This window comes from Qaidamihabitans albus (assembly GCF_016464705.1).
Lineage (GTDB): Bacteria > Actinomycetota > Actinomycetes > Mycobacteriales > Pseudonocardiaceae > Qaidamihabitans > Qaidamihabitans albus.
In genome coordinates this window covers 109,378-132,109 of sequence record NZ_JAEHOB010000013.1, presented here as the reverse complement: position 1 = coordinate 132,109, position 22,732 = coordinate 109,378, and the positions used below count along the sequence as shown (strand labels likewise).

Here is a 22,732-nt window from a genome sequence, read left to right as displayed (position 1 = left end):
GCACAGGTGATGATCGTGACCGGTCCATTCTCTTCGGGACGGCAGGCCGCCGGTCAGCCGCGCCTGCCGACTCCGCCCACCGGGTGGCCGATCGGGTCGTACGGAACCTACGAGGAGGCGCAGCGCGCCGTCGACCACCTCGCCGACAACGACTTCGCGGTACAGGACGTGACCATCGTCGGTGTCGATCTGATGCTCGTCGAGCGGGTCATCGGCAGGCTCAGCTGGGGCAAGGTGCTGGGCACCGGCGCGCTCTCCGGCGCCTGGTTCGGCCTGTTCGTCGGCCTGCTGCTCGGCCTCTTCAGCAGCGCCGACGGCATGTCCTACGCGCCGGTGCTGGTCGGCCTGGTCGCCGGTGTGCTCTTCGGCGTCGTCTTCGCCGCCACGAGCTATGCCTCCACCCGCGGCCGCCGCGACTTCTCCTCGTCCAGCCAGCTCGTCGCGGGGCGCTACGACGTGCTGTGCCAGCCCCGCAACGCCGAGCAGGGGCGCGATCTGCTGGCCCGGCTCGCGATGGGGTCCTCCGGCTGATCACAGCCGATCACAGCCGATCACAGCCCTGCGTCCCTGAATCGTTACTGCCGGTGCTTGCGCCGAGTGATCGGCAGGAATAGGTTTTCCTCCTGCACGACGGGGTGCGGGCGCGGAGGACCCTCCCGCGCCGGGTGTGTCCGACCGGACGCGAGCGCTTCGGCGTGCGCGCTGGGAAGGAGACCCGATGGGGAAGGTCAACGCACGACGCCGAGTCCGCTCGCCCGGTCGGACGACCGCGGTGCTCGGAGCGACCGTCGTCGGGGCGGGGCTGCTCACGGCCTGCGGGTCCGAGGGCGGCATGAAGGTCAACGTGTACTACGCGCCCGAGGACAACTTCCAGTCCGTGGTGGACAACTGCAACGAGCAGGCGAACGGCCGCTACCAGATCGTCTACAACAAGCTGCCGCGTGACGCCGACGGACAGCGCGAGCAGATGGTGCGCAGGCTCGCGGCGGGCGACGAGTCGCTCGACGTGCTCGGGCTGGACGTCACCTGGGTACCCGAGTTCGCCGAGGCGGGCTGGATCGAGGAGTGGACGGGTGCGAACAAGGCCGAGGCCACCGAGGACGTGCTGCCCGGCCCGCTGGAGACCGCCACCTGGGACGGCAAGCTCTACGCGGCCACGAAGAACACCAACGTGCGGCTGCTCTGGTACGACGACCGGATCACGCCGGAGCCGCCGAGGACGTGGGACGAGATGATCTCGATGTCCCGCGAGCTCAGGGAGCGGGGCGAACCGCACGAGATCCTGTTCACCGGCGCGCAGTACGAGGGTCTCGTGGTCACCTTCAACTCGATCGTCGAGTCGGCGGGTGGCCGGATCCTGTCCGAGGACGGCCAGCGGGTGGTCATGGACGACGGGGCCATCCGGGCGCTGGAGATCCTCAAGGAGGTCAGCAGCTCCGGCCTCACCGACCCTTCGCTGACCAACATGCAGGAGGACGACGTCCGGCTCGCCTTCCAGGGCGGCAGTGGCGCGTTCCAGCTGAACTGGCCGTACGTCTACGCTTCCTACGCCGAGGAGAAGCCTGACGAGCTGGAGCACTTCAAGTGGGCGCCGTATCCGGGCGTGGGCACGCCCGGGTCCGGCCGGACCACGATCGGCGGCTACAACCTCGCGGTCAGCGCCTCGTCGCAGCACAAGCCGGAGGCGTTCGAGGCGGCGCTGTGCCTGCGCAGCGCCGAGAACCAGAAGTTCTCCGCGCTCAACGACGGCGTGCCGCCCACCATCGAGTCCGTCTACACCGACCCTGAGCCGCTGGATCCGTCGCAGCCCCCGGATCCCGAGGACAACCCGAGCATGGCGACCGAGTACCCGATGAAGGACACGATCCGGGAGTCGCTGAAGAACGCCGCCGTGCGCCCGCTCACCCCGGCATACCAGAACCTGTCCACCGTCATGTCCAAGGTGCTCTCGCCGCCGTCGGACATCGATCCACAGGGCACGGCGGAGGAGCTGCGTGAGCAGCTGGCCGACGCGCTCGACTCGAAGGGCGTGATCCCGTGAGTGAGACGGCAGAGCGGCAGGCGACCTCCGAGAGGCCCGGCGGGCCCGCGCACGCGAAACCCGGCAAGGCGGCCCTGAGCGAGGGCAAGAAGGCGGAACGGCGGCTCGCGCTGATGCTGTGCGCGCCGGCCGCGATCGTGATGCTCGCGGTCACCGGCTATCCGATCGCGTACTCGATCTGGCTGTCGCTGCAACGCTACGACCTGCGGTTCCCGGACGAGCGGCAGTTCGTCGGCCTCGACAACTACGTCGCGGTGCTGTCGAACTCGTACTGGTGGACGGCTTTCGGCACCACGATGTTCCTCACCGTGGTGTCGGTGGCCATCGAACTGGTGCTGGGCATGGCGCTCGCACTGGCCATGCACCGCACGCTCGTCGGCCGCGGCCTGGTGCGCACGGTGACCCTCGTGCCCTACGGCATCGTCACGGTGGTCGCCGCGTTCTCCTGGTACTACGCGTGGACGCCGGACGTCGGCTACCTGGCCAACATCTTCGCCGGGGAGGGGGCGCCGCTGACCGACCGGTGGCCCTCGCTGATGATCATCGTCCTGGCCGAGGTGTGGAAGACGACGCCGTTCATGGCCCTGCTGCTGCTGGCCGGGCTCGCACTGGTGCCGGACGACCTGCTCAAGGCGGCGGCGATGGACGGCGCGAACGCCTGGCAGAGGTTCACCAAGGTGATGATCCCGGTGATGAAGCCGGCGATCCTGGTCGCGCTGCTGTTCCGCACGCTCGACGCGTTCCGGATCTTCGACAACATCTTCGTGCTCACCGGCGGTTCCAACGACACGTCATCGGTGTCCATGCAGACGTACAACAACCTCATCAAGGGCCTGAACCTCGGTATCGGCTCGACGATGGCGGTGCTGATCTTCATCACGGTCGCGATCATCGCCGTCATCTTCGTCAAGTTGTTCGGCGCCGCGGCACCGGGCAGCGACCAGGGAGGTAAGCGCTGATGGTCATGGGTACGGTCACAACGGCCCGCAAGACGAGGTGGGCGCTGCTCGACATCGTCATCGTGGTGTACGCGCTCATCCCGGTGCTGTGGATCGCCTCGTTGTCGTTCAAGACCAAGGACACGCTGGCCGACGGCAACTTCATCCCGCGCGAGTGGACGCTGCAGAACTACGCCGACATCTTCGCCACAAACGAGTTCATCCGGCCACTGATCAACTCGATCGGCATCGCGACCATCGCGACGGTCATCGCCGTCGGCCTCGGCATGATGGCCGCCTACGCCATCGCCCGCCTCGACTTCCCCGGCAAGCGGGCGCTCGTCGGGGTGTCGCTGCTGATCGCGATGTTCCCGCAGATCTCGCTGGTGACCCCGCTGTTCAACATCGAACGTGAGCTGGGCCTTTTCGACACGTGGCCGGGGCTGATCCTGCCCTACATCACGTTCGCGCTGCCGCTGGGCATCTACGTGCTCTCGGCGTTCTTCCGTGAGATCCCGTGGGAGCTGGAGAAGGCGGCGAAGATGGACGGGGCCACGCCGGCGCAGGCGTTCCGGCGGGTGATCGCGCCGCTGGCCGCGCCGGGCGTGTTCACCACGGCGATCCTGGTGTTCATCTTCTGCTGGAACGACTTCCTGTTCGCCATCTCGCTGACGTCCACCGAGGCGGCGCGCACGGTGCCTGCCGCGCTGTCGTTCTTCACCGGGACCTCGCAGTTCGAGGACCCGACCGGGACGATCGCCGCGGCCGCCGTGGTGATCACCATTCCGATCGTCCTGTTCGTGTTGTTCTTCCAGCGCCGCATCGTCGCGGGGCTGACCTCCGGTGCGGTTAAGGGGTAAGACTGATGGCTGAGATCGTGCTCGACAAGGTGACCAAGACCTACCCCGACGGTGCGCGCGCCGTTTCGGAGATGGACATCGAAATCGCGGACGGCGAGTTCGTCATTCTGGTCGGCCCCTCCGGCTGCGGGAAGTCCACCGCGCTCAACATGATCGCGGGGCTGGAGGACATCTCCTCGGGCGAGCTGCGCATCGACGGTGCGCGGGCCAACGAGAAGGCCCCCAAGGACCGCGACATCGCCATGGTGTTCCAGTCCTACGCGCTGTATCCGCACATGAGCGTGCGGGAGAACATGGCCTTCCCGCTGCGGCTGGCCAAAGTCGACGACGCCACGGTGCGGGCGAAGGTCGACGAGGCGGCGGAGATCCTCGACCTGACGCAGCACCTCGACCGCAGGCCGTCCAACCTCTCCGGCGGGCAGCGGCAGCGGGTGGCGATGGGCCGGGCCATCGTCCGCAGTCCCAAGGCGTTCCTCATGGACGAGCCACTGTCCAACCTGGATGCGAAGCTGCGCGGGCAGATGCGGACGTCGGTGGCGAAGCTGCAGAAGCAGCTCGGCACCACCACCGTCTACGTCACCCACGACCAGACCGAGGCGATGACGCTCGGCGACCGGGTCGTGGTGCTGCGCGGCGGGGTCGTTCAGCAGATCGGCTCCCCGCAGTTCCTCTACGAGCAGCCGGCGAACCTGTTCGTGGCCGGGTTCATCGGCTCGCCGTCGATGAACTTCGTCGCGGCCACCCTCGAGGACGGCGCGCTCAAGAGCCCACTGGGCACCATCACGTTGACCGACCGCATCCGCAGGCTGGCCGAGGAGGCGAACGCGCCTCGTGAGGTGGTGCTCGGCATCCGGCCGGAGCACTTCGAGGACGCGGCGTTGCTGGAGGAGGAGCACAAGGCTCGCGGGGCGAGCTTCTCGGCGGCGGTGGACGTGCTGGAGTCGATGGGCTCCGAGAAGTTCGCCTACTTCACCGTCGAGGGCGAGCTGGCCCGCACCGCGGAACTGCAGGAGCTGGCTGCCGACGCCGGGGCCACCGACGTGCCCGGCACCGGTTCGACGATCGTCGCCCGGCTGTCCGCGTCGTCGGGTGCCCGGGTCGGCCAGGACCTGCAGGTGTGGTTCGACGCCGACAAGCTGCAGCTGTTCGACCCGTCCTCCGGCAAGAACCTCACCTACGCAGGCTAGGGGCCTCGTGAGTGCGCACACGAGTTAGAACTCGTGTGCGCACTCACGAGTCTTGGCGGATTCTCAGGGAACAGCTGCGACGATCACGGCGTTGGACTTGACACGAGCCTCACATTCAGGGAGGTCCGGCCGTGACTGCAGGGGGACTGAGTGCGCGCCGCGCGCGCTGGGGCGGCGCGTTCTCCGTGCTGTCCTGCGCGCTCGCGATCGTCACGCTGCTCGCGCTGGCCCGCTCCGTGCTGGCGATGACCTACCTCAACGTCCGGTTCGCCGGTGACGTCGACCCGCTCTCCCGCGCAATCAGCTACTACGTCTTCGTCGAGCGCGGCGCCGAGGTGTTCGACGCCACGCTGATCGCCGTGGCCGCCGCCACCGCCACGCTGCTCGCCGGGATGGCGCAGCTGCGTATCCGGCTCGGCACCGGTGCGGGCGTCCTGTTCGGGCTGTGGTGCGCTGCGCTCCTGCTGTGCGTGGCCTTCCCGACGGACAACTCGCCGCGGATCGAGACCGTCAGCGGCTGGATCCACCAGTTCGCGGGCGCCTCGCTGTTCGTCACGCTGCCACTGGCCGGGCTCGCGCTGTCCCGCGTCCTCGCCGGCCAGCCCGGCTGGGCCACCGCCGCTCGCGTGCTGCGCGGGCTGGCGCTCGGCGCCGTCCTGCTCGCGCTCGGCTACCTGGCGGCCCGGTTGCCGGACCTGCTGCCGTGGTGGCAGTTCCCCGGCGCGCTCGACTGGCGTGCCGTTTCCGGACTCATCCAGCGGGCCCTGTTCGCGCTGGAGCTGGGGATGCTCGTGGTGCTCGCGATCAGCCTGCTGCGGGTGTCCTGGTCAGCGGTCCGCGATCAGCGCCGCGCCGCAGCGGCGGCCGGCACGCGCAGCCCGGTGAGCACGCCATGATGCTCTTCGCGATCGTGTGCGCGGTGCTCGGCGCCGCGTGCAGCGCGGTGGGCGCCCAGCTGCAGCACGACGGGGTCCGCGCGGAGACCGAGGAGGGCGGGCTGACCCTGCGCAAGCTCGGCCGCCTCGTCCGCAACCCGATGTGGCTGCGCGGTTTCGCCGTGCTGTTCGCCTGCGCGGTGCTGCAGATCCTGGCCCTCACCTTCGCGCCGGTGTCGGTGGTCGCGCCGATAGTCGTGCTCGCGCTGCCGATGGTGGCGCTGCTCAACGCCCGCGAGCTCGATCTCGCCGGCTGGATCGCCGTCGCGGCCACCTCGGCCGCCATCGCCGTGTTCGTGTCCCGCACGGCGGACACGGTCACCGAGCAGGCGATCGCGCCGAGCGCCGTGCTCCGGTCGGGCGAGTACGTCGGCGCCGGGGTGCTGCTGCTGGTGCTGGCCGGGCTGGCCGGGCACGGCATCGTGCGTTGCGTGGCGTTCGCCATGGCGGCGGGCGCCGCGTACGGCCTGGTGACGGTGCTGGTGCGGGACGTGACCTACACGGTGCGCACCGAGGGGATCGCCGACCTTCCGTTGCTGTCGCTGGCCGGGCTCGCCCTCGCCTTCGTCGCGGGTTCGTGGCTCATCCAGCTCGGCTACTCCAACGGCCCGCCGGACGTGGTCGTCGGTTCGCAGACCGTGCTCAACCCGGTGGTCGCCACGGCGATCGGCTTCGTCCTGCTCGGCGAGGCCGGCAACGTCGCGCCGGGGGTGCTGACCACGCTGGCGCTGTGTGGTGCCGTGGCGGTCGCCGGTGTCGCCGTGCTCGCCAGGCACCACCCGGAGGCCATCGAGCGCAGGCGGCTGCGCCGGGAGGCACGTGGCCGGGCGGCCTCGTCGACCTGACGGCGCTCACCTGCGCCGCGGACGCAGCGCCTCGATCACCTCGTCGTCCCAGCGATGCGTGCGGATGAGCCGGTAGCGCTCGCCCGCCACCCACATGTACGCCTCCGCCTCGGTGCGGTCACCGATCAGATCGGCCTGCCGCAGCATGCGCACCACAGGTACGTACTCCGACTCGTACCAGCGTGCCGCCACCGTCGCGCGGTCGAGGAAGGCGCCCTCGTCCTGCATCAGCCGGAAGCCCCACGCCTCGATGTGCTCGCCGAGCTCGGCGTAGTCCCACGGGTCGGAGAGCACGATCGACATCCGGGCCTGCCCGGTCAGCGGTACCCGCTCCAGGAACAGCCTGCGGTAGTCCTTGACGATCAGGTCGCCGCGGTAGCGGATGCCACCGGGGCCGAGCTTCGTGCGGACCTCGGTCACCAGCGCGTCGATGGTGCTCAGCCCGCGTGCGTGCGCGACCGACACCCGGTGATGCCCGTCGATGATGAAGTGCAGCTCCCCGACGCGGTAGACCTCGATCGGCGGGATGCTCTCCCCGCGCCTGCTGGCCAGCGCCAGCCGTTCCCAGCGTTCGCGGACCCGGCCGGACGTCGGCCGGAAGCGGCGGTCGAAGTCGCGGCCGCGGTCGACACTGCCGACGATGGAGTCCAGCCGGATCACGTGCAGCCCGATGCGGCGCTCGCCGTTCCAGCCCAGCGCCTCGACGACCTCGTCGAACGGCAGCATGATGTTGACGTCGTCGGGCTCGCGGCGCAGCCATGTCGCCAGGCGCGAGAGGACCTGCCTGCGCCGGGCCCGCAGGAAGTCGTGCTCGGCGTCGGCGCGCGGGAATCCGGTGTCTCTGTTCACGACGGCTCAGCCCCCCTGTGTCCGGCCCAGTTCGAGCACGTGCGCACCCACCACGTTGCGCACCCGGGTTCCGTCGATCCGGTGCTCGGCGGGATGTTCGCCGTACGGGTGGATGTGCCCGTGCAGCAGCCAGTCCGGCCGCAGCCGCCGCACCGCGGGGTGCAGGCAACCGAACCCGTGATGCGGCGGGTCGTCGCGGTCCCCGACACCGCGCGGCGGCGAGTGCGTCAGCAGGACGTCGACGGGCCCGCCGTCCCGCCACGCGCGCCACCGGGCGCGGCGCATGAGCCGGCGGGCCCGGCGCGCCTGCTGGGCCTGCGTCCACTGGTTGGGCCCGTCGCTGTAGCGCACGGAACCACCGAGGCCGGCGATCCGGAGACCGGCGGCGTCCACGACGTGCCCGTCGGCGTTGGTCCCGCCGGCCGGGCCCGGCCAGCGCGCCGGGAAGCCGTCGCGCATGGAAAGGCCGCCGTAGCGGGTGAACCCGGACAGGTCCGGGTCGTGGTTGCCGGGGACGAACACGAGCGGCCGGTCCAGCGCGCTCGACAGGAACTCCAGGTAGTCGAACGGCAGGTCGCCCGCGGACAGGACGAGGTCGACGGAGAGGCCGTGAACCGCGCCGGTCCACAGCCGCTCGTCGACCTCGTCGGCGACCACCAGCGCCCGTGGCATGGCCCCAGGGTAGGCCGGTTACCGGGCGCCGAGCGCGAAGTCCGGGTTCTTCGTGATCACGGCGGTGACGACGACGATCCAGACGAGGGCGGCGGTCAGCCCCCAGAACTTGATGTTGGTGAGCATCCGGGCCATGGCGGTACTCCAGTCTGCTGTCGAGAGGAACTCGCGGAAGAGCGGAGGCGGGGGCGCGATGCCCCTAAAGCCATCGGTTCTTCCGGAAGATCCGGTAGAGCACCAGACAGATGGTGAGGATGACCGCGATGATCATCGGGTAGCCGTAGCGCCAGTGCAGCTCGGGCATGTAGTCGAAGTTCATGCCGTAGATCCCGGCGAGCGCCGTGGGAACGGCGATGATCGCCGCCCACGCCGTGATCTTGCGCATGTCGGAGTTGAGCTGGAGGGTGATCTTGCCGAGCGTGGCGTCGACGAGCGTGGTGAGCAGCTCGTCAAAGGCGGTGACCCGCTCCGCGACGGTCGTGACGTGGTCGTGCACGTTGCGGAAGTAGGAGCGCACCTCGTCGGGCACCAGCCGGGTGTAGCCCTCGGCGAGCCTGCGCAGCGGTGTCGCCAGCGGGGACACCGCGCGGCGCAGCTCCAGGATCTCGCGCTTCATCAGGTAGATCTGCTCGGACGTCACGCCGGTGCGCGGCGCGAAGACCTCGGTCTCCATCTCGTCGATGTCGTCCTCGATGCGGTCGGTCACGTCGAGGAAGTGGTCGACGACGTGGTCGGCGATCGCGTGCAGTACCGACGCGGGCCCGGCGGCGAGGCGCTCCGGGTCGGCGTCGAGCTCGCGCCGCAGGTGCGCGAGACCGGCGTGGTTGCCGTGCCGGACGGTGATGATGAAGTCGGTGCCGAGGAACGCCATCAGCTCGCCGGACTCGACGATCTCGTTGGCGGTGGTCGGTGAGTCGTGCTCGACGTAGCGCACGGTCCGGAAGACCATGAAGAGCGTCTCGTCGTAGCGCTCCAGCTTGGGCCGCTGGTGGGCGTGCACGGCGTCCTCGACGGCCAGCTCGTGCAGGCCGAACGTCTCGGCGACGCCCTGGATCTGCTGCGCGTCCGGCTCGTGCAGGCCGATCCAGACGAAGCCCTCACCGCGGGAGCGGACCTCCTGGATGGCCTCGCTGTGCGTCCACGGGCCGGGCTGCCGTTCGCCACCCACGTAGACGCCGCAGTCGACGACGTACGCGGACAGCGGCACGGGAACGTGCGGCTGACCGGTACGTGTGGCGCGGCCGTTGCCCCGGCCGCGGAGGTTGCCGAGGGAAGGAATGGCGGGCATGGGATCTCCAGGCTGTGACGTCGTTGATCATGACGACGGGCCGGGCGGAAGGTCGTCCGCTCGGCGAACCAGCGCTCCGGCCGGAGAACCTGCCGGGCTCACAGGAGACTGCGCCTCAGTGGGAAGCGCGGCCGATCCCATGGGCGGGAACGCTGGTCGTACTAGGGAGCGGACTATCGCCACTGCTCATGTTGCGTTCCTCACCTCCTTCGGGTCGGCGTGGCCTTGCTCGCGTTGACGCGATCTGTGCCAATAGTCGAGGGTACTCCTCAACATCATGTGACGTCGTCGCAGGGCGGTGTGACGTTACTTGCGGGCGCGCGGGCGCCGCGACAGCGAGGAGGACCAGACGTGCAGTTCGGGCGGTACTTCGAGGAGTTCGAGGTGGGCGCGGTGTACAGGCACTGGCCGGGCAAGACCGTCACCGAGTACGACGACCACCTGTTCTGCCTGCTGACGATGAACCACCATCCGCTGCATCTGGACGCGCACTACGCGGGGGAGACCACCGACTTCGGCAAGAACGTCGTGGTGGGCAACTACATCTACTCGCTGCTGCTCGGGATGTCGGTACCGGACGTTTCCGGCAAGGCGATCGCGAACCTGGAGGTCGAGTCGCTGCGCCACGTCAAGCCGACGTTTCACGGCGACACCATCTACGGTGAGACCGAGGTGCTCGACAAGACGCCGTCGAAGTCCAAGGACGACCGTGGGGTCGTGTACGTGGAGACGCGCGGGTACAAGCAGGACGGCCTGATCGTGTGCACGTTCCGCCGGAAGGTCATGGTGCCGAAGCGTTCGTACGGGGAGTCCCGGGGCGGTGAGCAGCCGGGGCGGCCGGTGCCCCATGAGTGAGCTGTCGGCGGCGAGCCGCGACACGCCGAGCGAGGGACGAGTGAGGCCGATGCTGCACGGTGAGCAGCCGGGGCGGCCGGTGCCCCATGAGTGAGCTGGAGCTGGTCCGGCGGCGGCTGCGCCGGTTCGCCGAGCGGGAGGCGGCCGGCCTGTCGCCGCTCTACGAGCACCTGGCCGCCAAGGCCGCGGAGGACACCGACGTCGCGGAGCTGCTCGCCGAGGCGCCGCCGGACGACGCGCACCCCACGCTGCTGCTGGCCGCCGCGCACCGGCTCGTCCAGGCCGAGCCGATCCACGAGCTGTCGCGTTACTACCCGTCGCTCGGCGGGATGGACGGGATGGACTCCGAGACGTGGCCGATGTTCCGCACGTTCCTGCTCGAACGGGCCGACCGGGTGCGCGAGATCATGCGCACGCGCACCACCCAGACCAACGAGGTGCGCCGCGCGGCGACCCTGTATCCGGTGGTGGCGCTGGCCGCCAAGCAGGCTCGCGGCAAGGTCGGCCTGCTCGAGGTCGGCTGTAGCGCGGGGCTGCTGCTCGGTATGGACACCTTTTCCTACCGGTACCAGTGCGACGGTGGCGAGCAGCTCACCGCCGGGCCGGCGAAGGCTGCCGTCGGGCTGCACTGCGCGCTGGAGCTCGGGACGGGCGCGGCGCTGCCGAAGCTGCCCAAGAAGCTCGCCACCGGCGCGAAGGTGGGTCTGGACCGGTCGCCGGTGGACGCCGGTGACGAGGAGGAGCTCGCCTGGCTGGAGGCGTGCGTGTGGGCCGACCAGCCGGACCGGACCAGGTCGTTGCGCACGGCCGCGGCCGCGCAGCGCAGGAGTACCCCCGAGCTGGTCGCCGGGGACGCGGTGGACGACCTGCCCGCCGCCGCGGCGCGCGTGCCCGCGGAGCTGCCGCTGATCGTGTTCACCAGTCATGTGCTGTCCTACCTGGCCGAGGAGCGCAGGCCGGAGTTCGTCGCCGCGCTGGGGCGGCTGGCCGCCGAACGTCCACTGTGGTGGGTCAGCCAGGAGGTGTACGCCGCCGGGCTGCGGCACGTGCTGCCCGGCCGCGACGAGCTGGACTACGAGCGCACGCAGCAGGCGGTCGTGGGCGTCGCGACGTGGGAAAGGGACCAGGTGCGTGCGCAGGCGCTGGCGCTGGCCGCCCCGCACGGCGGTCGCATGACCTGGCTCGCCTAACCCGCGAGTCCCCCGCTCAGGCCCGCGAGTTCTGCGTTCGCGTACTGCGGCTGCGCACGCCCGCTCCCGCCAACGGGCAACTCGCGGGCAGGGACGGGGGACTCGCGGGTGGTCTCCATCCAGAGGTTGTGAGCGGCGGGAGCACTGGTGAGGATGGGGTGATGGGCGTCACCCAAGACAACGCAGCGACCGGCGACACCTGGTTCACCCCGCTCACCCCGCTGTCCTTTCTGGAGCGCTCCGCGGAGGTCTTCGGCGACAAGGTCGCGATCTCCTACGGCGAACGGCGGATCGACTATCGTGCCTTCGCCGCCGAGACGACCCGGGTTGCGCACGCACTGCGCGCTTCGGGCATCGGGCCCGGCGACCGGGTCGCCTACCTGCTGCCGAACATCCCGGAGATGCTCGTCGCCCACTTCGCGGTACCGCTGGCCGGCGGGGTGCTGGTGGCGATCAACACGCGGCTCGCGCCTGCCGAGATCCGCTACATCCTGGAGCACTCCGGCGCCAGGATGCTGGTCGTGGACGCGGCCCTGCACGGCTCCGTGCCCGGCGACGCACCCGTGCACGAGATCGTCACGGTGACCGACCCGGCCTCCGGCGCGAGCCCGGACCCGGCGGTCGGCGGCCTCTCCTACGCCGACCTGCTCGCCAGGGGCGACGAGCCCGGTGACGAGCCCCTGCCGTGGGCCGTCGCCGACGAGCGCGCCACGATCTCGATCAACTACACGTCCGGCACCACCGGCAGGCCCAAGGGCGTGATGTACCACCACCGCGGTGCGTACCTGAACTCCCTCGCCGAGCTGGTGCACTCCCGGCACACCAGCGAGTCGCGCTACCTGTGGACACTGCCGATGTTCCACTGCAACGGCTGGTGCACCACCTGGGCCATCACGGCCGTCGGCGGTACGCACGTGTGCCTGCGCGCGGTCGACGGCGCCGAGATCTGGCGGCTGCTCGACGCCGAGGGCGTCACGCACCTCAACGGCGCCCCGACCGTGCTGAACACGATCGCCAACCACGAAGCCGCGCATCCGCTCGCGCGCGAGGTGGTCGTGACGACGGCGGGCGCGCCGCCGAGCCCGACGGTGATCAAACGGATGTCCGCGCTCGGTGCGCGGTTGGTGCATGTGTACGGCCTGACCGAGACCTACGGCCCTTACACGGTCTGCGAGTGGCAGGACGGCTGGGCCGGGCTCGACGTGGACGCCCGCAGCAGGCTGCTGGCGCGGCAGGGTGTCGGGATGGTGGTCACCGACGGTGTTCGGGTGGTCGACGACCAGCTGCGCGACGTGCCGCGGGACGGCGCCACGATGGGCGAGGTGGTGATGCGCGGGAACAACGTCATGTCCGGCTACTTCGCCGATCCGGAGGCCACCGCGAAGGCGTTCCGCGGCGGCTGGTTCCACTCCGGCGACCTCGGCGTGTGGCATCCGGACGGCTACATCGAGCTGCGCGACCGCGCGAAGGACATCATCGTCTCCGGGGGCGAGAACATCTCGACGATCGAGGTCGAGGCGGCCCTCGACTCGCATCCGGCTGTGCTGGAGGTGGCCGTGGTGGGGGTTCCCGACGACAGGTGGGGAGAGCGGCCCAAGGCCTACGTGGTGTGCCGGCCGGGGGAGTCCGTCGGCACCGACGACCTGCTGGAACACGCTCGTTCGCAGATCGCGCGGTACAAGGTGCCGGAGCGGGTGGAGTTCGTCACCGAGCTGCCGAAGACATCCACCGGCAAGATCCAGAAGTTCCAGCTGCGCGAGCGGGAGTGGGCCGGGCGCGAGGGCCGCGTCCGGGGCTGAGCACCCCGACAACACCAGGGCGCACTGTTTCCGCAGGTCACCGGTCGTGAGTGCGTAACAGTGTTCTAACTCGTGTGCGCACTCACGAGAGGTGACTCAGGCCCTCGGCAGGGCGTCCCAGTCCCGCAGGATCTCGGCGAGCCCTTCGGTCAGGGCGCCCTGACCGGCGAGCTCGCCGAACGTGGCCGCGTTCACCCAGCGGGCGTCGGCGGCGTCGTCGCCCGCCACGAGCCGGCCGCCGTCCACCGCGCACGCGTAGTCGAAGATCTCGTACGGGCCGCGCACGACGGTGCCGACGAGAGCACCGGGCAGCACCCGCAGGCCGGTCTCCTCGCGCAGCTCCCTGGCCAGCGCGTCGGGGTCGGACTCGCCGGCCTCGACCCGCCCGCCGGGCAGCGTCCAGCGGCCTCTCGCGGGCTCGTGTGCCCGCTGGACCAGCAGCAGCCGGCCCGCGTCGTCGTGCACGATCGCGCCGACACAGCGCACCAGGCTCATCGCATTCCTTCCGCCGGTGGTGGTCGCCGCCACCACCCAGTCACGCAGGGTAGTTGGCGGCGGCGATTTTCGCAGACGGCTGACCCAAGCGCGGGACTTTCCTCCCGTAACGCTCCGCAGTGCGGTACAAACTTAGTGGCACCTTGCCGTACAGGTCTGCACTCGAGAGACGGGATACATTGCCGTGAACGCGAAAAAGCTTGCGACAATCGCTGGTATCGCGTTGGTCCTCTTCTTCGTGATCGCGCAACCAGGAAACGCGGCGGGCCTCGTGAACAACATCATCGGCTTCCTCCGCGACGCCGCCGAGTCCGTCATCACCTTCGTCAGCAGCGTATTCAGCTGATCGGCGTTACGCTGCCATCATGTTCGCGCCGCGGGATCCAGACGAGTACCTGCTCGACACCGAGCGCAGGGTCATCCGGGTCCGGCGGCACTGGGCCTGCCTGATCTGGGACACGTTCGAGGCCGTCGCGCTTCTCGCGATCTGCGTGATGATCTCCTACATCCTCCCGCCGGCGATGTGGGTACTGCAGAACGTGCTCTGGTACGCCGCGCTGATCGTGGTGCTGCGCTTCGCCTACCAGGTGATCGAGTGGTGGGTCGAACGGCTCGTCGTCACCGACAAGCGGTTCATCATGACCACCGGAGTGTGGACCACGAAGGTCCTGATGATGCCCATCACCAAGGTCACCGACCTCACGTACGAGCGCACGTTCTGGGGCCGCATCTTCGGCTACGGCACGATGGTCGTCGAGTCGGCGGGGCAGATACAGGCGCTCAACCGGATCGGCTACCTGCCGCGGCCGGAGGAGTTCTACGACACCATCTCCGACCTGGTGTTCGGCGACAAGCAGAAGCAGGCGGAGCGCTTCTCGATGATCAAGGCGCAGCGCGCCGCCCGCGGCAAGCGGATGGTCGGCTGACCTCACCGGGCGCCGGTCGTCGACAATGGGCGGTGTGCTCATCGACCTGCATACCCACTCGACGGTCTCCGACGGCACCGACAGCCCGGCGGGCCTGGTCGACGCGGCCGTCCGTGCGGGTCTGGACGTCATCGCCCTGACCGACCACGACACCACGGCGGGCTGGCAGCCCGCCATCCAGGCGCTGCGGCCCGGCATCCGGCTCGTGCCGGGCGCCGAGCTGTCGTGCGAGTCGGTGGACGCGTACGGCCGCCGGGTGAGCGTGCACCTGCTCGCGTACCTGTTCGACCCCACGTCCCCGGTGCTCGTCGCCGAGCAGCAGCGGCTGCGGGGCGAGCGGCGCGCGCGTCTGCGCGCGATGGCCGTGCGGATGGCCGATGACGGGCTGCCGGTCGATCCCGACGAGATTCTGGGGCTGCTGCACCCGGACGCGCCCGCGGGCCGCCCCCATCTGGCGCAGGCGCTCGTGCGTGCCGGCCTGGTGGAGACCGTCGACGAGGCGTTCGCGAGCTTCCTCGGCAACGGGCGCGGCTACTACGTGCCCCGTGCGGACACACCGGTCGAGGACGCGATCGACATGATCCGCGAGGCGGGCGGCGTGACCGTGCTCGCACACCCGTTCGCGGCGTCGCGCGGGCCGATGGTGACGCCCGAGGTGATCGCGGCGCTGGCCGCGCGCGGGCTGGCCGGGCTCGAGGTGGATCACCCCAACCACGACGAGGCGGCCCGCGCCGAGCTGCGGGAGCTGGCGCGGCGGCTGGACCTGGCGCGCACCGGCTCCAGCGACTACCACGGCACCAACAAGACCATCCGGATCGGCCAGGAGACCACGGCCCCGGACCAGTTCGAAGCGCTGGTGGAGCAGGCGTCCGGCGCGCCGGTGCAGGTGGGCTGAGGCCGTGACGTTCGGGGACTACTTCGACGTCACTCTCTTCTTCGAGGCGACGATCACGCTCGTGGTGATCCTGGACCCGCCCGGCACCGTGCCCGTCTTCCTGAGCCTGGTGGGGCGCAAGCCGCCCGCGGCGCGGGCGCGGGCGGCCCGGCAGGCCGTGCTGGTGTCGCTGGTGGTGATCTCGCTGTTCGCCGTGGCGGGCCAGGCGGTGCTGGCGTATCTCGGCATCGGCATCCCTGCGTTGCAGGGCGCGGGTGGGCTGCTGTTGCTGCTCATCGCGCTCGACCTGCTCACCGGTCGCGGTGGTACGGAGCCGGAGGCGGCCGAGGACGTCAACGTCGCACTCGTGCCGCTGGGCACGCCGCTGCTGGCCGGTCCGGGGGCGATCGCCGCGACCATCGTGTTCGTCCGGGAGGCGCAGGCGCAGCTGGGCGCCTACATCGCGCTGGCGCTGGCGATCGTCACCGTGCACGTGGTGCTGTGGGCATGCATGCGCTACTCGGGCGTGGTGATCAGGGTGGTCCGGGAGAGCGGGATCACCCTGCTCGCGAAGATCGCCGGCCTGCTGCTGGCCGCGATCGCGGTGCAGCTGGTCGCCGACTCGGTCCGTGGCTTCGTCACCGGCGCGTGATCGCCCGCTCTCTCGCTGCGCCACGGCGCGGGAGTGTCGGGGCCGGTGCGTAGGGTGAGCGGCGGTTGCTGTCGGCCGTTCAGGGGGTGAGTGACTTGGCGCAGCTCGGGTTCGACTTCGAGGTGCAGCCACGCCGGTTGACGAAGGTGACCCCGGCGCGGCTGGCGACGTTCGACGACTGCCCGCGCCGCTACCGCCTGAGCTACCTCGACCGGCCTGTCCCGCAGCGCACCGGCCCGTGGGCGCACAGCACGCTCGGCGCCGTGGTGCACAACGCGCTGCGGGCGCTGTTCGACCTGCCCGCCGAGCGGCGCACGCCGGCCCGGGCGGCCGCGCTGGTCACCGAGCACTGGAAGGACGGCGGCTTCCTCGACGCCGAACAGGCGGCCGAGTACCGCGAGCGGGCCAGGGGCTGGGTCGCCGGATACGTCGACCAGCACGATGTCTCCGCGGATCCCGTCGGCCTGGAACGCTGGGTGTCCGCGTCGGTCAGCACGGACGAGGGGCCGCCGTCGCTGATCGTGGAGGGCCGCGCCGACCGGATCGACGACCGCGACGACGAGCTGGTGATCGTCGACTACAAGACCGGCAGGCGGGAGCCCGACGAGGACGAGGCCCGTGGCGCCCAGGCGCTCGCCATGTACGCCGTGGCCGCGGCCCGCACCCTGCACAAGCCGTGCCACCGCGTCGAGCTGCACCATGTGCCGACCGGCACGGTCGCCGCGGCCGAGCACACCGCGCAGAGCCTGCGTCGCCAGCTCGGCCGCGCCGGTGAGACCGCGGCGGAGCTGCGGACGGCGACGGATACCCTTGCCGAGAGCGGGGACGCGGACGAGCTGTTCCCCGCCAGGACCGGACGGCGCTGCGCGTGGTGCGACTTCCGGCCGAGCTGTACCGAGGGGCAGCGGGCCGCGCCCGCAGCCCGCTCATGGGAGCTGCTTGCCCCGTGAGCCGAGAACACACGGGAACGAACGTGTACGACCGAGCGAAGTCCGCGCCGAAGGAGCGCGCGTCGCCGCTGCACACCGAGGCGGCGGATACCGGCGAGGCTCCGCAGCCCGCGCGGGCAGCGGAGCCTCGCCGGGTCAGGCGGGGCCGCTGGTGGCGAGGGTTGACCGGTTCGCTCGCGGCGGGGCTCGTCCTGCTCGCACTCGCGGTCGCCGGTGCCCAGGTGGCCGGCTGGGGCAGCGCCGGCACCGGCCCCGGCGCGGGCTGGGTCACCGGGCACCTCGCCGCCGCCGTGCTCGCACTGGTCGCGCAGCGGTTCGCCGACCGTGGCCGTGGCCTGCCCGCCGCTACGGCGGGGGCCACGGTGCTGGTGCTCACCGGTGCCGTGCTGTGGCTGTTCTGGTGGTGACCGGGCCGGTGAGCCGGTGATCAGCGCCGCGCCGGAGCCGGTGCCGGTGACGTGCCGAACCATGACCGCCAACGGCGCAGCAGGATCTCCAGCAGCCCGGCCGGATTCTCCGTGTTCGGGGAGTGCCCCGCGCCCTCGACCACGGCGAACGGCGCGTCCAGCCGCCGCGCCATGTCCCGCTGCGCGGGCACGCTCCACGCGTCGTCGTGCTCACCGGCGACCACGAGCCGCCGGACCTCCCGCCGCCGCAGCACCTCGGCCGTCTCGGCCACCCGGTCCGGTTCGGTCCGCAGGGCGAGCGCGATGCCGAGCAGGCCGGCCGCGCTCGACGCGACGAAGCGGGTGCGGAGGAACTCCTTCAACTCGGCGGCGTGGCCGGGAACGCGGGTGTCGAGCCGCTCCCTGAGCGCGTAGGCGGCGTCCACGCCCTGTGCCCGCATCAGCGGCTCACCGAGCACGAGGGCGTGCAGCCGGGCGCCGTCCGGCAGCCTGCCGGGGCCGCTGTCCAGCAGCGTCAGTCCCGCGAGCGGCGCGCCGGCGAGCACCGCGCCGCGCGCCACGAGACCTCCGTAGGAGTGCCCGAGCAGCAGCACTGGCGGACCGTCCTCGGCGAGCCTGCCGATCAGCTCCGCGACGACCTCGCCCAGCGCCGCGGGCAGGTAAAGCGACTCGTCGTCCGGGCCCGGCGACTCGTACTGCCCGGGCAGGTCGACGGCGACGGGCCGGAAGCCGCCACCCGCGATGCCGCCGAGCAGCGGGGCGAAGTCCTCCTTGGAACCGGTGTATCCGGGCAGCAGCAGGACGGTGGCGATCGGATCGGCCGGTGCCGGGCCGGCCAGTGCCGCGATCGGCCCGTAGCGGCCTGCCAGCTCGATCCGCCTGCCGCCGTGCGGCGAGAGCTGCGAGAACGCCTGCTCCTGGGGAGCCGGCTCGCTCATCGCAGTGCCACCAGGGTGCCGCCGCGCTGTTCCAGCAGTACCGGGCCGATGGCGTTCAGCCGGACCGGCCCGGCATAGCCACGCCGGTCGACGGCGACCGTCCCGGCGGTGTCGCCGGTGAGTTCGTCGAGCACGGCGAGCCCACTCTCGACCGGTACGACGATCTGCTTGCCGAAGACGGTGCCGGGTCCGAGCGTCCCTTCGAGTGTCCATCGCGGAGCCAGGTCGGCCCTGGACAGCGCGACCGTGCTGGACCCGGTGAACCAGTAGACGTTCTCGATGCCCTTCGCGGTCGGCGCCACCCGCCCCGGCGGGTTGGCCGTGAGGTCGGAGTCCGGCACCTCCAGCGGGTAGGCGGCGTGCTGGATGCCCTCGGCGTCGTAAACCACCAGCCGGTCGCGCTCCGGCAGGGCGACGGCCGTGAAGTCGCCCGACATCGCCACCAGCTGTGCGCCGCGCTCGGGCAGCACCGTGCTGAACTCCGACTCAGGCTCGTCGGCGTTCTCCCCGGCCGCCTTCAGCACGGTCAGCCGGTCGCCCGTCTCCCGCGGGCAGCTCTCGACGACGCCGACCTTGCCCGCGCCCGCCGCCACCGAGTCGTACACGCAGCCGGTGCGCGGCTGCCGGTCCGGGTTCACCTTGGCCGGGACGCGGCCGTACTCCATGCTCTTGACCAGGTCGTCGCGCCACGTGTTGAGCAGGCGCTCGCCGGTGGCGGTCACGTGTCCCTCGCCGACCACCAGCCTGGTCCCGAGTTCGGCGTCGCCGTTTCGCTGCGCGGTGCGGTGGCCGGTGGCCGGGTCGAGCTGGGTGACCTCGCTGCAGCCGGTGTCCTTGCGGTAGACGGCCACCGCCTTCGACCACGCGCCGGCGACCGTGCACAGCTGGAGATCCCTGGCGTAGCGCCAGCGCACCTCGCCGGTCAGCGGATCACGCCCGGTGACCTCCCCGTCCGACGCGGCCACCACCGCGGAGTCCTCCGCGACCGGCACGGGGGTCGCGTCGCTCGGCGCTCGCCACACCTCGGCGAGATCGTCCGGCACCGACTCCGGCGCGGGGGGCAGCGCCGGGGGCGGTGCGGCCGTCTCCTGGGTGGTCGCCCGGCTGTCGCTGAACGTCCACACCAGCACGCCCGCCGCGACCCACGCCACGACCAGGAGCGCGGCGAGGACGCGGTCGCGCCGCCGGTCCCACGGCGAGCGGCGCACGCGGGGCGCCGCGGAGTGCCGGGGGCCGGTGTGCTCGGCGGGGGAGGACGTGGCGAGCACGTCCTCCGCGCCGACGCCGGTCTCGGCCCTGCGATGCCTCCCGTGCGGCTCGTTCACGTCCTCGTGCTCCTGATCCTGGTCCGGCGAACGCGTCCGGGATCAGTCTGCCGAGGCGGGCGTCTCGGCCGTGTTGGGTGTGCCGCCACGCCGCCGCCTGCGGCGCCGGGCAGGCCGCTCGCCGCCGTCACCGGAGCCGGGCTCGCGGTTCTCGGTGGTGGCGGCGGCCTCGCCTGCCGGCTTGTTGCCGCCGCCGCGGGTACGCCGCCGCCGTGGCCGGCCGCTCTCGCCACCGCCACCAGCACTGCCGTCCGCCTCGGTCTTCGCCGTGTCGGTGGATCCGGTGGCTCCGGTCCCGGCCGCCTCCCCGCCGCCGCGGGTGCGCCGGCGCGGGGTGCCGCGCCCGCTCCGCGAGCGTGCGGGGCCGGAGTGGTCCCGGCGCTTGCCGCCGAAGTCCTCCTCCGGCTCGGCGGAAAGCCCCGCCCTGGTGCGCTTGCCCATGGGGAGCCTGCCGGTGGCGTCCGCCGGGATGCCGAGGTCGCTGTAGAGGTGCTTCGACGTCGAGTAGGTCTCCGCGGGCTCCGGCATGTCCAGGCCCAGCGCGTCGGAGATCAGCTTCCAGCGTGGCGTCTCGTCCCAGTCGACGAGGGTGACGGCGACGCCGGTCTTGCCGGCGCGGCCGGTGCGGCCGATCCGGTGGATGTAGGTCTTCTCGTCGTCCGGCGTCTGGTAGTTGACCACGTGCGTGACGTCGGTGACGTCGATGCCACGGGCGGCGACGTCGGTGGCGACCAGCACGTCCACCTTGCCGGAGCGGAACGCGCGCAGCGCCTGCTCACGGGCGCCCTGGCCCAGGTCGCCGTGTACCGCCGCGGCGGCGAAACCGCGCTCCGCGAGATCGTCGGCCACCTTCTGCGCGGTGCGCTTGGTGCGGGTGAAGATCATCGTGAGCCCGCGGTCGGTCGCCTGGAGCACCCTGGCGACCAGCTCCGGCTTGTCGAGCGAGTGCGCCCGGTAGACGAACTGCGCGGTGCGCTCGTGCACCGCACCGGCGTCGTTCTCCTCGGCGCGGATGTGCGTCGGCTGGGTGAGGAACGTGCGGGCCAGCGTGATGATCGGGCCGGGCATGGTGGCGGAGAACAGCATGGTCTGCCGCTGCTCCGGCACCATCCGCAGGATGCGCTCGATGTCCGGCAGGAAGCCGAGGTCGAGCATCTCGTCGGCCTCGTCCAGCACCAGCCCGCGGACCTTGCCGAGCACCAGGTGCCGCTGCTCGGCGAGGTCGAGCAGCCTGCCGGGGGTGCCGATCACCAGGTCGACGCCCTTGCGCAGCGCCTCGACCTGCGGCTCGTAGGGGCGGCCACCGTAGATGGCGAGGGTGCGCACGCCCAGATGCTTGGCCGCGTCGGTGAGGTCATGGGTGACCTGCAGGCAGAGCTCGCGGGTGGGCACCACGACGAGCGCCTGCGGCGTGCCGTCGCCGGGCACAGTGAGCCGCTGCAGCAGTGGGACGCCGAAACCGAGCGTCTTGCCCATGCCCGTACGGGCCTGCCCGATCAGGTCCTCGCCACCCAGCGCGAGCGGCAGCGTCAGCGACTGGATCGCGAACGTCCGTTCGATGCCCGCCTCGTTGAGCGCCCTGACGATGTCGGGGTGGACGCCGAACTCGGCGAAGGTGGGGGACTCGTCCTGCACAGGGGCACCGGCCTGCAACGGATGTGAGGGGTCGGTGGGGGGCACGCCGTTCTCGCTGTGCTCCAGCTCCACCGGATCGGTGCTCGGGTTGTCGTTCTGGTTGATTTCGAATCGCCTCTCTCATACCAGCGCGCACGGCCAGGTATTGCTCGACACTCGACCACGCGGAATTCGTTTTCCACGCTCCGCGAAATACGGGCGGAGCCGTTCCTGCGCGGGAATGCCGCTCGAGGCGTGCACGCACACTGTCTTCTGTCGTGGAGGTCCGGGCGGCACGTGGCACACGACCACGGCACGGTGGAAAAACCTCCACTACCACTCGAAGTGTAACCGGACCACCCACCCGGTCGGTGAGCATGGTCGCATCGAATGGCGTGTCGTTGGTCTCCTGGGCGCCGACTACGGTGAAACCGTGACTGAGGCGAAGGCGCGGATCGGCCCCGGCGTGGTGGACCTGCTCGGCGTGCTGGCGTACGGCGAGCTCTCGGCGTTCGACCGGCTGGCCGAGGACGCAAGGGCCGCGCCGACGCTGGCCGGGCGGGCCGCGCTGTCCACGATGGCGGCCGCCGAGATCGGCCACTACCGGCTGCTGGAGCGCCATCTGGCCGACCACGGTGTGGCGGTCGAGGACGCGATGCGGCCGTTCGTCGGGCACGTCGACGCCTTCCAGAACTCCACGGCGCCGAAGTCGTGGCTGGAGTCGCTGGTCAAGGCCTACGTCTTCGACGGGCTCGCGGCGGACCTGTACCGCGAGATGGCCGAGTGGCTCGACGACGAGACCGGCGAGCTGGTGCGCACCGTGCTGGCCGACACCGGCCACTCGGCGTTCGCCGAACGCGAGGTCGACGCGGCGATCACGGCGGACGCCAAGCAGCGGGACCGGCTCGCGCTGTGGGGCCGCAGGCTGCTCGGCGAGGCGCTGACCCAGGCCCAGTACATCGTCGCCGAGCGGGACGGCCTCACCGAGCTGATCGTGAGCGGGTCGGGCGACCTCTCCGGCATCGCGGCGCTGTTCCGCCGGCTCCAGCAGGGCCACACCAAGCGGATGCAGGTGCTCGGGCTCGGTTAGCC

24 protein-coding genes are annotated in these 22,732 nt (G+C 71.1%); 17 read left to right on the top strand and 7 right to left on the bottom strand.

What is annotated here, in order from left to right:
- Nucleotides 1-9: 9 nt before the first annotated feature.
- The 7 genes from JAP66_RS23210 to JAP66_RS23180 all read left to right on the top strand — a co-directional run bounded on the left by JAP66_RS23210 (nt 10) and on the right by JAP66_RS23180 (nt 6,806).
- Nucleotides 10-531 (top strand): YflT domain-containing protein, encoded by a 522-nt coding sequence (locus tag JAP66_RS23210; protein WP_199434023.1) that lies wholly within the window; start codon nt 10-12, stop codon nt 529-531.
- 187 nt (nt 532-718) lie between these two features.
- The gene (locus JAP66_RS23205; RefSeq protein ID WP_199433936.1) at nt 719-2,041 is read left to right on the top strand and encodes an ABC transporter substrate-binding protein; all 1,323 of its coding nucleotides are present in this window, start codon (nt 719-721) and stop codon (nt 2,039-2,041) included.
- A complete protein-coding gene (locus JAP66_RS23200; RefSeq protein WP_372449006.1) occupies nt 2,038-3,000 on the top strand; it encodes a carbohydrate ABC transporter permease in 963 nt (320 codons plus the stop codon). Before JAP66_RS23205 ends, JAP66_RS23200 begins: the two co-directional genes overlap by 4 nt.
- Nucleotides 3,000-3,839, top strand: coding sequence for a carbohydrate ABC transporter permease (locus tag JAP66_RS23195; protein ID WP_199433935.1), 840 nt, complete (start codon nt 3,000-3,002; stop codon nt 3,837-3,839). The genes JAP66_RS23200 and JAP66_RS23195 overlap by 1 nt, the downstream gene beginning before the upstream one ends.
- 5 nt (nt 3,840-3,844) lie before the next feature.
- A complete protein-coding gene (locus JAP66_RS23190) occupies nt 3,845-5,026 on the top strand; it encodes an ABC transporter ATP-binding protein (RefSeq protein ID WP_199433934.1) in 1,182 nt (393 codons plus the stop codon).
- Nucleotides 5,027-5,157: 131 nt separating this feature from the next.
- A complete protein-coding gene (locus tag JAP66_RS23185) occupies nt 5,158-5,922 on the top strand; it encodes a DUF998 domain-containing protein (protein WP_307849689.1) in 765 nt (254 codons plus the stop codon).
- Nucleotides 5,919-6,806 carry a hypothetical protein gene (locus tag JAP66_RS23180; protein WP_199433933.1) on the top strand — a complete coding sequence of 296 codons (888 nt, stop codon included), beginning with the start codon at nt 5,919-5,921 and terminating at the stop codon, nt 6,804-6,806. Before JAP66_RS23185 ends, JAP66_RS23180 begins: the two co-directional genes overlap by 4 nt.
- A 6-nt stretch (nt 6,807-6,812) precedes the next feature.
- Here the strand turns inward: JAP66_RS23180 and JAP66_RS23175 are convergent, their stop codons facing one another.
- The 3 genes from JAP66_RS23175 to corA all read right to left on the bottom strand — a co-directional run bounded on the left by JAP66_RS23175 (nt 6,813) and on the right by corA (nt 9,615).
- Complete coding sequence (locus JAP66_RS23175) at nt 6,813-7,655, bottom strand: ParB N-terminal domain-containing protein (protein ID WP_199433932.1); 843 nt, start codon at nt 7,653-7,655, stop codon at nt 6,813-6,815.
- A 6-nt stretch (nt 7,656-7,661) separates the two neighbouring features.
- Nucleotides 7,662-8,327 (bottom strand): metallophosphoesterase family protein, encoded by a 666-nt coding sequence (locus JAP66_RS23170; RefSeq protein WP_199433931.1) that lies wholly within the window; start codon nt 8,325-8,327, stop codon nt 7,662-7,664.
- Between the two features lie 199 nt (nt 8,328-8,526).
- Nucleotides 8,527-9,615 (bottom strand): magnesium/cobalt transporter CorA, encoded by a 1,089-nt coding sequence (gene corA / locus JAP66_RS23165; RefSeq protein ID WP_199433930.1) that lies wholly within the window; start codon nt 9,613-9,615, stop codon nt 8,527-8,529.
- A gap of 351 nt (nt 9,616-9,966) precedes the next feature.
- On the opposite strand from corA, the gene JAP66_RS23160 reads away from it, so the two are divergent.
- The 3 genes from JAP66_RS23160 (at nt 9,967) to JAP66_RS23150 (ending at nt 13,459) form a co-directional block, all read left to right on the top strand.
- Nucleotides 9,967-10,470 carry a MaoC family dehydratase gene (locus tag JAP66_RS23160; protein WP_199433929.1) on the top strand — a complete coding sequence of 168 codons (504 nt, stop codon included), beginning with the start codon at nt 9,967-9,969 and terminating at the stop codon, nt 10,468-10,470.
- Nucleotides 10,471-10,556: 86 nt separating this feature from the next.
- Nucleotides 10,557-11,660, top strand: coding sequence for a DUF2332 domain-containing protein (locus tag JAP66_RS23155; RefSeq protein WP_199433928.1), 1,104 nt, complete (start codon nt 10,557-10,559; stop codon nt 11,658-11,660).
- 161 nt (nt 11,661-11,821) lie between these two features.
- On the top strand, nt 11,822-13,459 hold the full coding sequence (locus JAP66_RS23150) for an acyl--CoA ligase family protein (RefSeq protein ID WP_199433927.1): 1,638 nt from the start codon (nt 11,822-11,824) through the stop codon (nt 13,457-13,459).
- Between the two features lie 96 nt (nt 13,460-13,555).
- Here the strand turns inward: JAP66_RS23150 and JAP66_RS23145 are convergent, their stop codons facing one another.
- Nucleotides 13,556-13,954 (bottom strand): NUDIX hydrolase, encoded by a 399-nt coding sequence (locus tag JAP66_RS23145; RefSeq protein WP_199433926.1) that lies wholly within the window; start codon nt 13,952-13,954, stop codon nt 13,556-13,558.
- A 184-nt stretch (nt 13,955-14,138) separates the two neighbouring features.
- Between JAP66_RS23145 and JAP66_RS23140 the strand changes: the two genes are divergently transcribed.
- The 6 genes from JAP66_RS23140 to JAP66_RS23115 all read left to right on the top strand — a co-directional run bounded on the left by JAP66_RS23140 (nt 14,139) and on the right by JAP66_RS23115 (nt 17,763).
- Entirely contained in the window at nt 14,139-14,300 is a 162-nt protein-coding gene (locus tag JAP66_RS23140; protein WP_199433925.1) for a hypothetical protein, read from the top strand.
- A 19-nt stretch (nt 14,301-14,319) separates the two neighbouring features.
- Nucleotides 14,320-14,880 carry a PH domain-containing protein gene (locus tag JAP66_RS23135; protein WP_199433924.1) on the top strand — a complete coding sequence of 187 codons (561 nt, stop codon included), beginning with the start codon at nt 14,320-14,322 and terminating at the stop codon, nt 14,878-14,880.
- Between the two features lie 25 nt (nt 14,881-14,905).
- Complete coding sequence (locus JAP66_RS23130; protein ID WP_199433923.1) at nt 14,906-15,775, top strand: PHP domain-containing protein; 870 nt, start codon at nt 14,906-14,908, stop codon at nt 15,773-15,775.
- A gap of 4 nt (nt 15,776-15,779) precedes the next feature.
- Entirely contained in the window at nt 15,780-16,406 is a 627-nt protein-coding gene (locus JAP66_RS23125) for a MarC family protein (protein WP_199433922.1), read from the top strand.
- A gap of 95 nt (nt 16,407-16,501) precedes the next feature.
- Nucleotides 16,502-17,356, top strand: a complete 855-nt coding sequence (locus tag JAP66_RS23120; protein WP_199433921.1) for a RecB family exonuclease — start codon at nt 16,502-16,504, stop codon at nt 17,354-17,356.
- A gap of 23 nt (nt 17,357-17,379) precedes the next feature.
- Nucleotides 17,380-17,763, top strand: coding sequence for a hypothetical protein (locus JAP66_RS23115; RefSeq protein WP_199433920.1), 384 nt, complete (start codon nt 17,380-17,382; stop codon nt 17,761-17,763).
- Nucleotides 17,764-17,783: 20 nt separating this feature from the next.
- Here JAP66_RS23115 and JAP66_RS23110 read toward each other — a convergent pair whose 3' ends face one another.
- Genes JAP66_RS23110 through JAP66_RS23100 form a run of 3 tightly spaced genes read right to left on the bottom strand, consistent with a single transcriptional unit; the run spans nt 17,784 to nt 21,733 of the window.
- Nucleotides 17,784-18,701: an alpha/beta fold hydrolase gene (locus JAP66_RS23110; protein ID WP_199433919.1), complete on the bottom strand. Its 918-nt coding sequence runs from the start codon at nt 18,699-18,701 to the stop codon at nt 17,784-17,786.
- On the bottom strand, nt 18,698-20,026 hold the full coding sequence (locus JAP66_RS23105; protein WP_199433918.1) for an Rv3212 family protein: 1,329 nt from the start codon (nt 20,024-20,026) through the stop codon (nt 18,698-18,700). Before JAP66_RS23105 ends, JAP66_RS23110 begins: the two co-directional genes overlap by 4 nt.
- 42 nt (nt 20,027-20,068) lie before the next feature.
- Nucleotides 20,069-21,733: a DEAD/DEAH box helicase gene (locus JAP66_RS23100; protein WP_199433917.1), complete on the bottom strand. Its 1,665-nt coding sequence runs from the start codon at nt 21,731-21,733 to the stop codon at nt 20,069-20,071.
- Nucleotides 21,734-22,073: 340 nt separating this feature from the next.
- On the opposite strand from JAP66_RS23100, the gene JAP66_RS23095 reads away from it, so the two are divergent.
- On the top strand, nt 22,074-22,730 hold the full coding sequence (locus JAP66_RS23095; RefSeq protein ID WP_199433916.1) for a ferritin-like fold-containing protein: 657 nt from the start codon (nt 22,074-22,076) through the stop codon (nt 22,728-22,730).
- The last annotated feature ends 2 nt before the right edge of the window (nt 22,731-22,732 follow it).